We start from the raw sequence: 16,530 nt of genomic DNA on the forward strand, positions 1-16,530 counted from the left end.
CTGACATACCGCCATCGCCACCAGGCAGGCTCCCCAAAAAAGGCCCGAACCCCGCGCAGGCCGTGGATCTGGATCCATATTTCAAAAGCATCTAGCGCCAAAGTATTAACACCATTTGAAGAATGCCCCATCGCGGGGCATCAACTAGCGTGTGTCGGGAATGTCACGGTTTTGTGATGACCGTCGCAGTCTTGATTCGCGTGCGGAATAAGCGATGCGCCAGCACGCCCCTCAAGGAAGATTTTGGCCACGACAAGGAGTAGCCCGTGCACGCAAGGTCCGCTATCGCCCTCGTTTCGCGTTTTTCCCCACTGTCCCTTGCCGTGCACCTGAGCGTCGCCGGATTGCTGTTCGGCGGCGTCAGCCAACCGGCGCTCGCCACCTGTTCGGTGGCCGGCTCCACCGTGACCTGCACCGGCGTGCCGAGCCTGCCGCTGTTCCTCAACAACTACGCCAGCGCGGCCAACGGCCTGACGGTCAACGTCAACGCCGGCGCGCAAATGAACGCCACCCTCGGCGGCCGGGTGCTGGACCTGACCGGGGTCAACATCACCCTGAACAACTCCGGCACCCTGGACCCGGCGCTGCTGGGGCTGGTGTCGGTGCTCAGCGGCGGCGCGTTCATCGGCACCGGCGCGGCGAGCACGGTCAACGTCCTCAACAACGCCAGCGGCATCATCCGCGGCACCGGCATGTTGCTGGGCCTGAACCTGACCAGCATCGACGGCCTGGGCATCGGCGTGAACAACGCCGCCGCCGGCACCACCAGCATCACCAACAACGGCACCATCACCTCCACCGGCCTGTCGGTGGGCGGCATCAGCCTGGCCGACACCCCGGTGGTGGGCGTGTACGGCGGCTCGACGGTGAGCATGACCAACAACGGCAGCGTGCAGGGCCGGGTGGCGTTCGAGACGTCCGCCGCCGGCAACACGTTCACCAACACCGGCAGCATCACCGGCAGCGTGTCGATGGGGGCGAACAGCACCAACACCTTCACCGCGGTGACCGGTTCCAGCGTCAACGTCGGCGACGGCGTGCAGGTCACCGTCGGCCTCGGCGGGCTGATCGGGGTCAACCTGACGTTCGCCCCGACCGGGCAGATCGACGGCGGCGCCGGCGGCACCAACGCCTTGGTGCTGCAGAACACCCTCGGCGTAGGCGGCGGCACCAGCGGCAGCGGCACGGTGTCCAGCGCCACCTACGTCAACTTCAACAACCTCACCGTCAACAGCGGCACCTGGACCTTGCAGGGGCCGGTGGTCAGCGGCAGTTCGACCCTCAACGGCGGGGTGGTGCAGTTCAACAACAACGCGGCGTTCGGCAGCGGCGTATTGACCTCGAACGGCGGGATCCTCCAGGCCAGCAGCGCCGGCCTGAGCCTGGGCAACCTGATCACCCTGGGCGCCGGCGGCCTGACGGTGCAGGGCGCCAACGACCTGAGCCTGACCAGCGTGCTGTCCGGCGCCGGCGGCCTGACCAAGTCCGGCGCCGGCCAATTGAGCCTGGGGGCGGCGAACACCTTCACCGGCAACACCACGATCAACGCCGGCAGCGTGCAGGTGGGCAACGATCAGGCGTTCAGCAGCGGCACCGTCACCATCGGCGGCGCAGCGACCCTGACAGCGCCCGGCACCGTCAACCTGGCCAACGCCATCACCCTCAACAGCACCCTGACCGCCAGCGGCGCCGGGGCGCTGACCCTGAGCGGCGCGCTCACCGGCGCCAGCGGCCTGACCAAGACCGGCAGCGGCAGCCTCACCCTCAGCGGCGTCAACACCGGCTACAGCGGCACCACCACCCTGAGCGCCGGCACGTTGCGGGTCGGCAACAACAACGCCTTGGGCAGCGGCACCCTGAACGCGGCCGCCGGCACCAGCCTGGACAGCACCGCCAACGTCACCCTGAACAACAACGTCGGCCTGACCGGCGGCCTCACCGTGCTGGGCAGCAACAACCTGACGCTGGGCGGCGTGCTCTCCGGCACGGGCGGCCTCACCAAGAGCGGCGCGGCCAGCCTGACCCTGACCGGCAACAACACCCAGAGCGGCGCGACCGCCCTCAACGCCGGCACGCTGTTCGTGGGCAGCAACACCGCCCTGGGCACCGGCGCACTGAACACGGCGGCCGGCACCACACTGGACGCAACCACCGCCGTGAGCCTGGCCAACGCTGTCAACCTGGCGGCGAATCTGGTCATCGGCGGCACCCAGGCCCTGGCCCTCAACGGCGTGGTCAACGGTGCCGGCGGGCTGGTCAAGAACGGCACCGCCGCCCTGACCCTGGGCGGCAGCAACGGGTTCGCCGGCGGCACCTCGCTCAACGCCGGCACGCTGATCGTCGGCGCCAACACGGCGCTGGGCAGCGGCGGCCTGAGCACGGCGGCGGGCACCACGCTCGATGCCAACACGACGGTGTCGCTGGGCAACGCGGTCACCCTGGGCGGCAACCTGAACGTCGGCGGCAGCGCCAACCTGACCCTCGGCGGGGTGGTCGGCGGCAGCGGCGGGCTGACCAAGAACGGCGCCGCCAACCTGATCCTCAACGGCGCCAACACCTTCCTGGCCGGCACCACCCTGAGCGCCGGCACCCTGACCGTCGGCAACGCCGGCGCGCTGGGCAGCGGCGATCTGACGGTCACCGGCGCCGCGACCCTGGACAGCAGCACCAGCGTGGCACTGGCCAACAACGTGGTGCTCAACGCCGACCTGAGCATCGGCGGCAGCAACGGGCTGACCCTGGACGGCGTGGTCAGCGGCGCCAACCGGCTGATCAAGAACGGCACGGCCAACCTGACCCTCAACGGCAGCAACACCTACGGCGGCGGCACCACCCTCAACGCCGGCAGCCTGACCGTCGGCAACGGGGCGGCGCTGGGCAGCGGCGCCCTGACCGTGGGCGGGGCGAGCACCCTCAACAGCAGCGGTGCGGTCACTCTGGGCAACGCCATCACCCTCAACGCCAACCTCTCGGCCGGAGGCAGCAACGCGCTCACCCTGGGCGGCGTCATCGACGGTGCCGGCGGGCTGATCAAGACCGGCACTTCCAGCCTGACCCTGACCGGCAACAACACCTACACCGGCTCCACCTCGCTCAACGCCGGCACGCTGATCGTCGGCTCCGCCACGGCGCTGGGCGTCGGCAACCTGAACGCGGCGGCCGGCACCACGCTGGACGCCAGCACGGCCACGAGCCTGGCCAACAACGTCAACCTGGGCGGCAACCTGACCGTCGCCGGCAGCAATGCGCTGACCCTCACCGGCACGGTGTCCGGCGTCGGCGGGCTGATCAAGAACGGCGCCGCCGACCTGACCCTCAACGGCGCCAACACCTACTTCGGCAACACCGCGCTCAACGCCGGCAAACTGATCGTCGGCAACAGCACCGCGCTGGGCAGCGGCACGCTGAACGCGGCGGCCAACACCACGCTGGACACCAACACCGCCGTCAGTCTGGGTAACGCCGTGAACGTGGCCGGCGCCCTGAACATCGGCGGCACCGCGGATCTGACCCTGGGCGGTGCGGTGAACGGCGTCGGCAGCCTGGTGAAGAACGGCACGGCCAACCTGACCCTCAACGGCACCAACGCCTACGCGGGCGGCACCACGCTGAACGCCGGCACGCTCACCGTCGGCAACAGCTCGGCGCTGGGCAGCGGCGCGTTGACTGTCGCCGGGGCCGCGACCCTGGACAACAGTTCGGCGCTGGTCAACCTGAACAACGCCGTCACCCTCAACGCCGCCCTGACCGTGGCCGGTTCGCAGAACCTGGCCCTGGGCGGCGTGATCAGCGGCACGGGCTCGCTGGTGAAGAACGGCACGGCCAACCTGACGCTCAACGGCATCAACACCTACCAGGGCGGCACCACCCTCAATGCCGGCACGCTGACCCTCGGCACCCCGGCGGCGCTGGGCAGCGGAGCGCTCACCGTCGGCGGGGCGGCGACGCTGGACAACAGCTCGGCCCTGGTGCTGGGCAACGACATCACCCTCAACGCCGGGCTGACCGTGGCCGGCAACAACAGCCTGGTGCTCAGCGGCGTGGTCAGCGGCGCCGGCGACCTCATCAAGAGCGGCCTCGACGACCTGACGCTGATGGGCAGCAACACCTTCACCGGTGCGCTGAACATCCTCGCCGGCAGTGTCTCGACCCTGAGCAGCGGCGCGCTGGGCAACACCTCGGGCGCGGCCATCAGCGCCGGGGCCAGCCTCAACCTGGGCAGCGACGCGAGCGTGGGCGGCCTGAGCGGCAGCGGCAGCGTGCAGGTCGGCGCCGGCAGCACCCTGACCGTGGGCGGGGTGAGCACCACCAGCACCTTCGACGGCGACGTCAGCGGCAGCGGCGGCCTGACCAAGGTCGGCACCGGCACCCTGAACCTCACCGGGATCAGCGGGCTGACCGGCAACACCCTGGTGAGCGGCGGCACCCTGAACCTCAGCGGCTCGCTGGCCAGCGCCCAGGTGGATGTCGGCAGCGGCGCCACCTTCACCGGCAACGGCACAGTCCTCGGCCAGCTGAACGTCGCCAACGGCGGCCACCTGGCCCTGTCTTCGGGCAACCAGCTGTCGGCGAGCGGCTTGACCCTCGGCGCCAGCGGCAACCTCGACGTGGCCCTGGCCGCGCCGTCGACCACCTCGCTGATCGACGTCGGCGGCAACCTGACCCTGAACGGCAACCTCAACGTCACCGACGCCGGCGGTTTCGGCGTCGGCGTGTACCGCCTGATCAACTACACCGGCAGCCTGACGGACCTGGGCCTGGACGTGGCCAGCGTGCCGGTCGGCTTCGGCCTCGGCGACCTGGTGGTGCAGACCTCGGTCGGCAACCAGGTCAACCTGCTGGTGTCGGCGCCGAACGCCAACATCCGCTTCTGGGACGGCAGCCAGACCGTGCCCAACGGCTCGGTGGACGGCGGCAGCGGCACCTGGAACGCCGCCGGCTCCAACTGGACCAACGTCAACGGCACCCTGAACCAGGCCTGGGCCGGCGATTTCGGCGTGTTCCAGGGCACGGCCGGCACCGTGACGGTGGACGGCACGCAACTGTTCACCGGCCTGCAGTTCACCACCGACGGCTACAGCCTGGTCAACGGCACGGCGGGGCAACTGACCGCCGTCAACGGCACCGGCGGCACCACGGCGGTGCGGGTCGATCCGGGCGTGACCGCGACGGTCGGCGTCGGCATCAACGGCAGCGGCATCCTCAACAAGCTCGACAGCGGCACCCTCGTCCTCAACGGCGCCAACAGCTACAGCGGCGGCACCGCGCTGGACGGCGGCAAACTGGTGGTCGGCAGCAACACCGCGCTGGGCACCGGCACGCTGACGGCGGCGACCGGCACGCAGTTGGACAGCAACGCGGCGGTCACCTTGGGCAACGCCGTGACCCTCAACGGCAACCTGACCGTGGCGGGCAGCAACGCGCTGACGCTCAACGGCGTGATCGGCGGCACCGGCGGCCTGATCAAGAACGGCGCGGCCAACCTGACCCTCGGCGGCAACAACGCTTTCCTGGGGCCGGTGGCGCTGAACGCCGGGGGGCTGATCCTGGCGTCCAACGCGGCGCTCGGTTCCGCCACCCTCAACGCGGCCGGCGGCACCACGCTGGATGCGGCCAGCGCCGTTTCGGTGAACAACGCGGTGAACCTGGCCGGCAACCTCGCCGTCACCGGCAGCAACAACCTGACGCTGGCCGGGGCCATCAACGGCGCCGGCAGCCTGACCAAGAACGGCACGGCCAACCTGACGCTGTCCGGCGCCAACGGTTTCCTCGGCGGCACCACGCTCAACGCCGGCACCCTGACCGTCGGCAGCGCCACCGCCCTGGGCCTGGGCAACCTGACCGTGGCCGGCGCTTCGAGCCTCGACAGCAGCGGCGCGTTCGCCCTGGGCAACGCGTTGGTGCTCAACGCCAACCTGACGGTGGCCGGCAGCAACAACCTGACCCTGGGCGGCGCCATCAGCGGCACGGGCGGGCTGGTGAAAAACGGCGCGGCCAACCTGACCCTCAACGGCACCGGCACCTACAGCGGCGGCACCACGCTCAACACCGGCACCCTGACCCTCGGCACCGCCAGCGCGCTGGGATCCGGTGCGTTGACCGTGGCGGGCGCCTCGACCCTCGACAACACCTCGACACTGGTGCTGGGCAACGACGTCAACGTCAACGCCAACCTGACCGTGGCCGGCAGCAACGACCTGACCCTGGGCGGCGTGCTCGCCGGGGCCGGCACGCTGACCAAGAACGGCGCGTCCGACCTGACCCTGACCGGCGCCAACACCTTCAGCGGCACTTTCGACGTGCAGGCCGGCAGCCTCACCACCGTCGGCAACGCGGCGCTGGGCAACAACGCCGGGGTCAACCTCGCGGGCGGCACCACCCTCAACCTCGGCGGCTCGGCGGCCATCGCCAGCCTCACCGGCAGCGGCACCGCCGACGTCGGCGCCGGCCAGTCGCTGAGCATCGGCGGCAACAACCTGAGCAGCACCTTCGACGGCCTCCTCACCGGCAGCGGCGCCCTGAACAAACTGGGCACCGGCACCCTGACCCTGACCGGCGCCAGCACCCTGACCGGCGACACCACGGTCGGCGCCGGCACCCTGCGGGTCAACGGTTCGCTGGACAGCGCCAATGTGCAGGTCAACAGCGGCGGCACCCTGGGCGGCTCCGGCAGCCTGGCGGGCGCGGTCACCGTGGCCGACGGCGGGCACCTGGCCCTGGCCACCGGCAGCGCACTGTCGGTGGGCTCGCTGGCGCTCAGCGGCAACTCGAACCTGGATGTCGGCCTCGGCGCGCCGGTGTCCGGCGGCGGCAGCGCGCTGCTCAACGTCAACGGCAACCTGACCCTGGACGGCACCCTCAACGTCAGCGACCTGGGCGGCTTCGGCAGCGGGGTCTACCGGATCATCAACTACACCGGCGGCCTGACCGACAACGGCCTGCTGTTCGGCACCTTGCCGGGCAGCGTCACCCCGGGCGACCTGCAATTGCAGACCAGCGTCGGCAACCAGATCAACCTGCTGGTCACCGCACCGGGCGTCACCGTGCAGTTCTGGGACGGCAGCCAGTTGACCGGCAACGGCACCATCGAAGGCGGCAGCGGCACCTGGGGCAGCGGTACCACCAACTGGACCGACGTCAACGGCACCGTCAACCAGGCCTGGGGCAACAGCTTCGCGGTGTTCCAGGGCAGTGCGGGCACCGTGACGGTCAACGGCGCGCAGACCGTCACCGGCCTGCAGTTCGTCACCGATGGCTACAGCCTGCAGAACGGCACGGCGGGTTCGCTGAATCTGGTCAACGGTTCCTTGGGCAACGCCACCGTGCGGGTCGACCCGAACGCCACCGCCACCCTCGGCGTGGCGCTCAACGGCAGCGGCACCCTGGGCAAATACGACGCCGGCACCCTGGTGCTCAACGCCGCCAACGGCTACACCGGCGGCACCGCCCTCAACGGCGGCAAACTGGTGGTGGGCAACGACGCGGCCCTCGGCACGGGCACATTGACCGCCGCAGGCGGCACGGCGCTGGACAGCAACACCGCCGTCACCCTGGCCAACGCCGTGGTGCTCAACGGCGGGCTGGCCATCGCCGGCAGCAACGCCCTGACCCTCGACGGCACGGTGAGCGGCAGCGGCAGCCTGTCCAAGGCCGGCGCCGCCAGCCTGACCCTCAACGGCAACAACACCTACAGCGGCGGCACGCAACTGTCCGGCGGTTCGCTGATCCTGGGCAACAACAGCGCACTCGGCAGCGGCGCGCTCAGCGTCCTGGGCAACGCCACCCTCGACAGCGCCAGCGCACTGCAACTGGCCAACGCCATCGGCCTGGGCGCGCAGCTCACCCTGGCCGGCAACCAGAACACCAGCCTGATCGGCGCCATCAGCGGCAACGGCAGCCTGGTGAAGAACGGCAGCGGCGACCTGGTGCTCAGCGGCGCCAACAGCTACACCGGCGGCACCACGCTCAACGGCGGCAGCACCCGGGGCGACACCAGCAGCCTGCAAGGGGCCATCGTCAACAACGCGGCGCTGACCTTCGAGCAGAACAGCGACGGCACCTACACCGGCAACCTCACCGGTGCCGGCACCTTGACCAAGACCGGCACCGGCGCCTTGCTGCTGACCGGCACCAACGGCTTCACCGGCAACACCGACGTGCAGGCCGGCACGCTGCGGGTCAACGGCGTGCTCAACAGCGCCAGCGTGAATGTCGCCAGCGGGGCGAAGATCGGCGGCGGCGGGCAGTTCGGCGGCAACGTGCAACTGGCCAACGGCGCGACCCTGCTGGGCGGCGTCACGGCGACGCCGCTGTCGGTCGGATCGCTGGCGCTGTCCTCCGGCAGCGTGCTGGACTTCACCCTCGGCTCGGCCGCCAGTTCCACCACGGTGGTCAACGTCGCCGGCAACCTCACGCTGGACGGCACCCTCAACATCACCAACGCCGGCGGCTTCGGCACCGGGATCTATCAACTGTTCAGCTACGGTGGCACCCTCACCGACAACGGCCTGACCTACGGCAGCCTGCCGGTGCCGACGGGCAACCTGTCGCTGCAGACCGCCTTCGCCAACCAGATCAACCTGCTGGTGCAGGGCTCGCCGGGCGAAGTGCAGTTCTGGAACGGCGGCAAGACCAACCCCGACGGCAGCATCGGCGGCGGCAGCGGCGTGTGGGGCCCGGGCACCAACTGGACCGACCCCACCGGCACCCAGGCGCTGGGCGCCAACGGCCAGTTCGCGGTGTTCGGCGGGCAGGGCGGCACGGTCAGCGTGGTCGGCAACCAAGCCTTCACCGGCCTGCAGTTCCTGGTCGGCGGCTACAGCCTGACGCCGGGTGCCGGCGGCAGCCTGACCCCGGTCAACGGGCCGGACGGCAGCCTGGCGCCGGTGCGGGTCAATGCCGGGGGCAGCGCGGAAATCTCCGCGCCGCTGGTGGGCACCGGCGGCATCGAAAAACTCGACGCCGGCACGCTGGTGCTCAGCGGCGCCAACACCTACAGCGGTGGCACCACGGTCAGCGGCGGCACGTTGATCGGCAACAGCACCAGCCTGCAAGGCAACATCCTCGACAACGCTTCGCTGGTGTTCCAGCAGAACGTCGATGGCCAGTTCAGCGGCCGGCTCAGCGGCATCGGCGCGCTGGCCAAGCGCGGCACCGGCCGCTTGCTGCTGACCGGTGACCAGCCGTTCAGCGGCGCGGTGTCGGTGGATCAAGGCGTGCTGCAGGTCGGCAGCCGCGCGGCACGCGCCTCGCTGGCCGGGCAAGTCACCGTGGCCAACGGCGCAGCGCTGAGCGGCAACGGCAGCGTCGGCGCGATCGTGAACCATGGTGTGGTGGCTTCCGGCGGCACCGACGGCACCTTGAGCGTCACCGGCAACCTGACCAACGCCGCCGACGGCCTGCTGGCGCTGACGGTCAGCTCGCCGACCGCAACGCCCCTGGCCGTCGGCGGCACCGCGACCCTCGGCGGCGGCCTGCTGGTCAACAGCCTGGCGCCGTTCTCCGGCAGCACCGTGTATTCGCTGATCACGGCGGGCGGCGGCGTCACCGGCACCTTCAGCTCGGCGGACCTGCCGCAGTACGCGTTCCTCAACACCAGCCTGGTGTACAGCGCCAATGCGGTGAACCTGGCGGTCAGCCGCAACGGCAATTCGTTCGCCGATGTGGCGGCCACCGGCAACCAGCGCAGCACGGCAGCGGCCCTTTCGCGCAACGGTGCGGCGGGGGCGGCGTTGCAGAACGAGATCGTCAACCTCAGCGTGGCCGGTGCGCGCAACGCGTTCGACAGCCTGTCCGGGGAGATCCACGCCAGCACCGCCAGCGCCGTGCTGGAGGATTCGCGCTATGTGCGCGACGCGGTCAACGACCGCATGCGCCAGCCGTCGTGCAGCGCAGCGGACGATCCGCGCCGGGCCCTGGCGCCGAGCGACAACCAGTTGAGCAGCAACGGCTGCCACGGCGAGATGGTCGGCTGGATCCGCGCGCTCGGCGCGTGGGGCGAGTCGGACGGCGACAGCAACAGCGCCAAGCTCGACCGCAACCTCTCGGGCTTCCTGCTCGGCACCGACAAGCAGCTCGACGACCAGTGGCGCGCAGGCATGGCCGCCGGCTACACCCGCAGCGACCTCGATGCCCACGATCGGCGCTCGGACGCCACGGTCGAGAGCTACCACTTGGCGGCGTACCTGAGCTCGCAGTTCGATGCCCTGGCGGTGCGCCTCGGCGCGGCCTACAGCTGGCACGACATCGAAACCAAGCGCGACGTCAGCGTCGGCAACTACAACGACCGGTTGAAGGCCCATTACGACGCGCGCAGCGCCCAGGTGTTCGGCGAAGTCGGCTACACGCTTGAGGCCGCCGGCATTGCGCTGGAGCCGTTCGCCGGGCTGGCCTACGTCAACTACGACACCGACTCGGCCAAGGAAAAGGGCGGGGTGGGGCGGCTTAAGGCCGATGCCGACCAGGACATCACCTTCTCCACCCTTGGCGTGCGCGCCGGCAAACTGATCACCCTGGCCAACGGCGGGCAGTTCACGCCGCGGGCGGCCATCGGCTGGCGGCATGCCTTCGGCGACACCCAGCCCGACGCCGACCTGACCTTCATCGACGGCGGCGCCTCGTTCAGCACCCAGGGCGTGCCGATCGCCGAGGACAGCGCCATCGTCGAGGCCGGCGTGGACTTCCAGATCAGCCCGACCGGCAAACTGGGGATCGGCTACTCCGGGCAACTGTCCGGCGACGGCAACGACCATGCGATGACCATCAGCTTCAGCCTAGGCTTCTGACTTTCATGGCCGGAGCGCTTCAGCCGCCCGCAAGGGCGGCTTTTTTTTGCCTGTTTCTGGCTGATGTGGCGAGGGAGCTTGCTCCCGCCGGGGCGCGGAGCGGCCCTGAGCCGAGCACAGGTCGGGCAGCGCGTGAAACATTTGCGGCGGGCGCCTCTGCTAGAATTCGCCCCATCCACAGCCTGAGAATTGTCCATGAGCGAGCCGATTCGTCTGACCCAATACAGCCACGGCGCCGGTTGCGGCTGCAAGATTTCCCCCCAGGTGCTGGAGGTGATCCTGGCCGGCAGCGGGGCGCAGAACCTCGATCCGAAACTGTGGGTCGGCAACGCCTCGCGCGACGACGCGGCAGTGTATGAGATCGACGCCGAGCGCGGCGTGGTCTCGACAACCGACTTCTTCATGCCGATCGTCGACGACCCGTTCGACTTCGGCCGCATCGCCGCCACCAATGCCATCAGCGACATCTACGCCATGGGCGGCGACCCGCTGATGGCCATCGCCATCCTGGGCTGGCCGGTCAATGTGCTGGCGGCGGAAGTGGCGCGGGAAGTGATCTGCGGCGGGCGCGCGGTGTGCGACGCGGCGGGCATCCCGCTGGCCGGCGGGCACTCGATCGACGCGCCGGAGCCGATCTTCGGCCTGGCCGTCACCGGCCTGGTGGAAAAGCGCCACATGAAGCGCAACGACACCGCCACCGCCGGCTGCCGGCTGTACCTGACCAAACCCTTGGGCATCGGCATCCTCACCACGGCCGAGAAGAAGGGCAAGCTGCGCCATGCCGACATCGGCCTGGCCCGCGACTGGATGTGCACCCTGAACAAGCCCGGCAGCCGCTTCGGCAAACTGGCCGGCGTCACGGCCATGACCGACGTCACCGGTTTCGGCCTGCTCGGGCACCTGGTGGAAATGGCCGACGGCAGCCACCTGACGGCGCGCATCGCCTACGACCGGGTGCCGCGCCTGGCCGGCATCGAGCATTACCTGGAGCAGGGCTGCGTGCCCGGCGGCACCTTGCGCAACTTCGACAGCTATTCGAGCAAGATCGGCCGCTTGCAGGAGCTGCACAAGCGCGTGCTGTGCGATCCGCAGACCAGCGGTGGCCTGCTGATCGCCGTCACCCCCGAAGGCGACGCCGAGTTCCTCGCGGTGGCGGCGGAACTGGGCCTGAGCCTTGAGCCGATCGGCGAACTGGTCGAGCGACAGACCTACGCGGTCGAGGTGGTTTGATGCGCTTCGACTGCACCGATTACCGCGACATCTTCCTCAACGACCGGCCCCTGATGGATGCGCGCGCGCCGGTCGAGTTTCTCAAGGGCTCGTTCCCGGGCGCGGTCAACCGGCCGCTGATGAACGACCACGAGCGCCAACGGATCGGCACCTGCTACAAGCAGCACGGCCAGCAGGCCGCCATCGAACTGGGTTACCGCCTGGTGTCCGGCGCGGTCAAGGCCGAACGCATCCAGGGCTGGGCCGACTTCGCCCGGGCCCACCCCGATGGCTTGCTGTATTGCTTTCGTGGCGGCCTGCGTTCGCAGATCACCCAGCAATGGCTGCGGGACGAGGCCGGCATCGACTACCCCCGGGTCGGCGGCGGCTACAAGGCGATGCGTACCTTTCTGATCGACACCCTCGAACAGGCCGTGGCCCAGTGCGATTTCGTGCTGCTGGGCGGCATGACCGGCACCGGCAAGACCGAAGCGCTGGCGCTGCTCGACAACGGCCTGGACCTGGAAGGCCACGCCAATCACCGGGGATCGAGCTTCGGCAAGCGCGCCACCGGCCAGCCGTCGAACATCGATTTCGAGAACCGCCTGGCCATCGACATCCTCAAGAAGCGCGACGCCGGCATCGGCCAGTTCGTGCTGGAGGACGAGAGCCGGGTGGTCGGCAGTTGCGCGCTGCCGTTGCCGCTGTACCAGGGCATGCAGCAGTACCCGATGGTCTGGCTGGAGGACCGTTTCGACCACCGCGTGGAGCGCATCCTGTGCGATTACGTGGTGGATCTGTCGGCGGAGTTCACGGCGGTGCATGGCGAGGCGGGGTTCGCGCTGTTCTCGCAACGCCTGCTGGACAGCCTCAACAACGTGCACAAACGCCTGGGCGGCGAGCGGCACCGGCGGATGCTGGAACTGATGGAGCAGGCCCTGGCCGAGCAGGGCCGCAGCGGCGCGGTGGAACTGCACCGCGGCTGGATCGAGGGCTTGCTGCGCGAGTACTACGATCCGATGTACGTGTTCCAGCGCGAGAAGAAGGGCGCGCGGATCGAGTTCGCGGGGGAGCGGGACGCGGTGGTTGAGTACTTGAAGGCGCGGGCGAGTCAGCGGCGCTGATGGTGTGGCCGCCCCATCGCCAGCAGGCTGGCTCCCACCCAGATCGGTGTCGCAGGCAAGAACTGTAGGAGCCAGCCTGCTGGCGATAGCGTCAGTGAGGGAACCGCAGAGCAAGATCAAGACAGCTGACCCCACAGGTTCTGGGGTGACTGCAGACCCTTCATTCACCCGGATCCCTGTGGGAGCCAGCCTGCTGGCGATGGCGTCAGTGGGGGCGCCGCAGATCCGCGAACTCAGGTCGGGCAGGTGGCCTTGCCGTTGTCCAGCCCCTGCTTGTAGCTGTGGCTCTGCAGGCTGGCCTTGCCGTTGTGCCAGGTCAGGGTCAGCACGTACAGCGAGTCGAAGTCCCCGGCGTCCCAGTCGTCGGTGATGGTCTGCCGCTCGCCCACGGCCTTGCCGGCCACCTTGTTGATCAGCTCCGGCAGGTAGCCGTGGGACCAGGCGGTGTAGATGGTCGCGTTGTGGTACTTGTCGTCGATCAGCTCCCGGGCCAGGTCGCTGGTGTCATTGGCGGAAAACTCGATGTTCACCGGCAGGCCGAGCCGGATCGCGGCGGGGCTGATGGTCATCAGCGGGCGGATGTAGCTGTAGGTGTTGTCCAGCTCGCCTTCCTCGACGTTGCGCGTGGGGTTGGCGGCGAACACGTAGTCGGCCTTGCCGAACTTCTCCGGCAGCAGGGTCGACAGTTCGAGCGCCCGGTTCAGGCCCTGGCAGTTGAGCTGGCCCAGGCCGCCGGCGGGCTTTTCGGCGTGGCGCAGGAACACCAGCGTCTGTGTGCCGTCCACCGGTTGCGCGCGGCTTTCGCTGGACTCAAGCGAAAGGAACAGCGCACTGGCCGCCAGCAGGGAGGGCAGGGCCACGTAGGGGCGGTGCTTGAAGCGTTTGGCGAAGCTCATCAGGTTCGTCATGGGCAAAGGATTCTTCAGCGGATTCGGTCAAGGCGGACAAGCCTGTGCACCTCGGGCTTCCAGCGCCGGGTGTGTTCCCTGTCTTCAATGGCGTTCCTTGCGAAGTGTGTGCGCTCAGAGTCCCCTGAGGCCCGGTTGGTTCGATCCGTGCCCCGGCAGCCTAACCACAAGATGTTACGGTTCGGCGGAGCCTCCATTATGATCGGGGCTTCAATTGTGACTGGATGCTTCCCATGACCGATCTGTCCGCGTTCCCGATCACCCGCAAATGGCCGGCGCAATGCCCCGACTGGATTCAGCTGTATTCCCTGCCGACCCCCAACGGCGTCAAGGTGTCGATCATGCTTGAAGAGATCGGCCTGCCTTACGAGCCGCACCGTGTGGGGTTCGACACCCAGGACCAGATGTCCCCGGAATTCCTGTCGCTGAACCCGAACAACAAGATCCCGGCGATCCTCGACCCGCACGGGCCGGATGACCAGCCGCTGCCGCTGTTCGAGTCCGGGGCGATCCTGATCTACCTGGCCGACAAGAGCGGCCAGCTGCTGGCCCACGAAGGCGCGTTGCGTTACGAGACGATCCAGTGGCTGATGTTCCAGATGGGCGGCATCGGCCCGATGTTCGGCCAGCTCGGCTTCTTCAACAAATTCGCCGGCAAGGACTACGAGGACAAGCGCCCCCGCGACCGCTACGTCGAAGAGAGCCGGCGCCTGCTCAGCGTCCTCAATCAGCGGCTCGAAGGCCGCGACTGGATCATGGGCGAGCGCTACACCATCGCCGACATCGCCACGTTCCCGTGGGTGCGCAACCTGATCGGTTTCTACGAGGCGGGGGACCTGGTGGGCATCGGCAATTTCCCCAACGTCACCCGGGTGCTGGAGCGTTTTCTGGCGCGGCCGGCGGTAGTGCGGGGCCTCACGATTCCTTCTTGACGGTCGCCCTGTAGGAGCGAGCCTGCTCACGATGACGGCCCTGACGTCACCGCAACGGGTTCACTCCCGCAGCCCATTGTTGCGCACGCGGTAACGCACTCTTGATTGATCCAGGTTTGTACGCCGCCCTGCGCAAGGCATAAGCTTCGCCCCCTACGACTTTCGTCTCATCCGCCGTTTTCAGGAAAGGCCCCATGTCCAGTCAGTTCCCCGAAGCACGTCCACGCCGTCTGCGCCGCAATGCGAGCCTGCGCAGCCTGTTCCAGGAAACCGAATTCACCCTCAACGATCTGGTGCTGCCGATTTTCGTCGAGGAAGAGATCGACGACTTCGTGCCGATCAAGAGCATGCCCGGCGTGATGCGCATTCCCGAGCGCAAGCTGGCCGGCGAGATCGAGCGTTACGCCCGCGCCGGGATCAAGTCGGTGATGACGTTCGGCGTGTCCCACCACCTGGACGCCAACGGCAGCGACACCTGGCGCGAGAACGGGCTGGTGTCGCGCATGTCGCGGATCGCCAAGGATGCCGTGCCGGAAATGATCGTGATGTCCGACACCTGCTTCTGCGAGTACACCGACCACGGCCATTGCGGCGTGATGCACAACCATGAGGTGGACAACGACCAGACCCTGATCAACCTCGGCAAGCAAGCCGTGGCCGCCGCCCGCGCCGGGGCCGACGTGATCGCGCCGTCGGCGGCGATGGACGGCCAGGTGCAGGCGATCCGCCGGGCGCTGGATGAGGCCGGGTTCGCCCAGACCGCGATCATGGCCTATTCGACCAAGTTCGCCTCGGCCCTCTACGGCCCGTTCCGCGAGGCCGGCGGCAGCGCGCTCAAGGGCGACCGCAAGAGCTACCAGATGAACCCGATGAACCGCCGCGAAGCCCTGCGCGAGTCGCTGCTGGACGAACAGGAAGGCGCCGATGCGCTGATGGTCAAGCCGGCCGGCGCGTACCTGGACATCATCCGCGACATCCGCCAAGCCTCCAACTTGCCGCTGTCGGCATACCAGGTCAGCGGCGAGTACGCGATGATCAAGTTCGGCGCCCAGGCCGGCGCCATCGACGAAGACCGCGTGGTGCGCGAAAGCCTCGGCGCGATCAAACGGGCCGGTGCGGACCTGATCTTCACCTACTTCGCGATGGATCTGGCCCTGGCCGGGATCTGACCGACCCCTCCATCTTGGATGTGGGAGCCGGCCTGCGGGCGATGGCAGTGGGTCAGGCGACAGGGGTGTCGGCAGTGCCGGCCTCATCGCTTGCAGGCAAGCTCCTACAGGGTTTTGTGGTGGATCCAGATCCTGCAAACACCCGTGATACCTGTGGGAGATCCTGCAAACATCCGGGGTACCTGTGGGAGCTGGCTTGCCAGCGATGGCGGTAGGTCAGGCAACAGAGATGTCGGCTGAACTGGCCTCATCGCTGGCAAGCCAGCTCCCACAAGTTTTGTGGTGTACCTGGATCCTGCAAACACCCGGGGTACCTGTGGGAGCTGCGGTGCGACGATTCGACTTGCCAGCGATGGCGTCAGTCCGGGCGCCGCAAGGCCGGGTCAGTTGAAGAACGGCCGGAT

6 protein-coding genes are annotated in these 16,530 nt (G+C 68.7%); 5 read left to right on the forward strand and 1 reads right to left on the reverse strand.

Annotated elements, in window-relative coordinates; all coding sequences use genetic code 11:
* The first annotated feature begins 266 nt into the window (after window positions 1-266).
* From CAG29_RS26695 to mnmH, 3 genes are all read left to right on the forward strand, one after another.
* Complete coding sequence (locus CAG29_RS26695; protein WP_085695400.1) at window positions 267-10,784, forward strand: autotransporter-associated beta strand repeat-containing protein; 10,518 nt, start codon at window positions 267-269, stop codon at window positions 10,782-10,784.
* Between the two features lie 195 nt (window positions 10,785-10,979).
* Window positions 10,980-12,014 (forward strand): selenide, water dikinase SelD, encoded by a 1,035-nt coding sequence (gene selD, locus CAG29_RS26700; RefSeq protein WP_085657052.1) that lies wholly within the window; start codon window positions 10,980-10,982, stop codon window positions 12,012-12,014.
* On the forward strand, window positions 12,014-13,117 hold the full coding sequence (gene mnmH, locus CAG29_RS26705) for a tRNA 2-selenouridine(34) synthase MnmH (RefSeq protein WP_085695401.1): 1,104 nt from the start codon (window positions 12,014-12,016) through the stop codon (window positions 13,115-13,117). The genes selD and mnmH overlap by 1 nt, the downstream gene beginning before the upstream one ends.
* Window positions 13,118-13,350: 233 nt before the next feature.
* Here mnmH and CAG29_RS26710 read toward each other — a convergent pair whose 3' ends face one another.
* Window positions 13,351-14,025 (reverse strand): histidine phosphatase family protein, encoded by a 675-nt coding sequence (locus CAG29_RS26710; protein WP_085579570.1) that lies wholly within the window; start codon window positions 14,023-14,025, stop codon window positions 13,351-13,353.
* Between the two features lie 233 nt (window positions 14,026-14,258).
* Here CAG29_RS26710 and CAG29_RS26715 point away from each other — a divergent pair, with 233 nt between their 5' ends.
* Both CAG29_RS26715 and hemB read left to right on the forward strand, forming a co-directional pair.
* On the forward strand, window positions 14,259-14,957 hold the full coding sequence (locus tag CAG29_RS26715; RefSeq protein ID WP_085695402.1) for a glutathione S-transferase family protein: 699 nt from the start codon (window positions 14,259-14,261) through the stop codon (window positions 14,955-14,957).
* A 194-nt stretch (window positions 14,958-15,151) separates the two neighbouring features.
* Window positions 15,152-16,126 carry a porphobilinogen synthase gene (gene hemB / locus CAG29_RS26720; protein ID WP_085579574.1) on the forward strand — a complete coding sequence of 325 codons (975 nt, stop codon included), beginning with the start codon at window positions 15,152-15,154 and terminating at the stop codon, window positions 16,124-16,126.
* Window positions 16,127-16,530 lie beyond the last annotated feature (404 nt).

Source organism: Pseudomonas sp. B7(2017), from assembly GCF_002112745.1.
In the GTDB taxonomy this organism is placed as follows: domain Bacteria; phylum Pseudomonadota; class Gammaproteobacteria; order Pseudomonadales; family Pseudomonadaceae; genus Aquipseudomonas; species Aquipseudomonas ekonensis.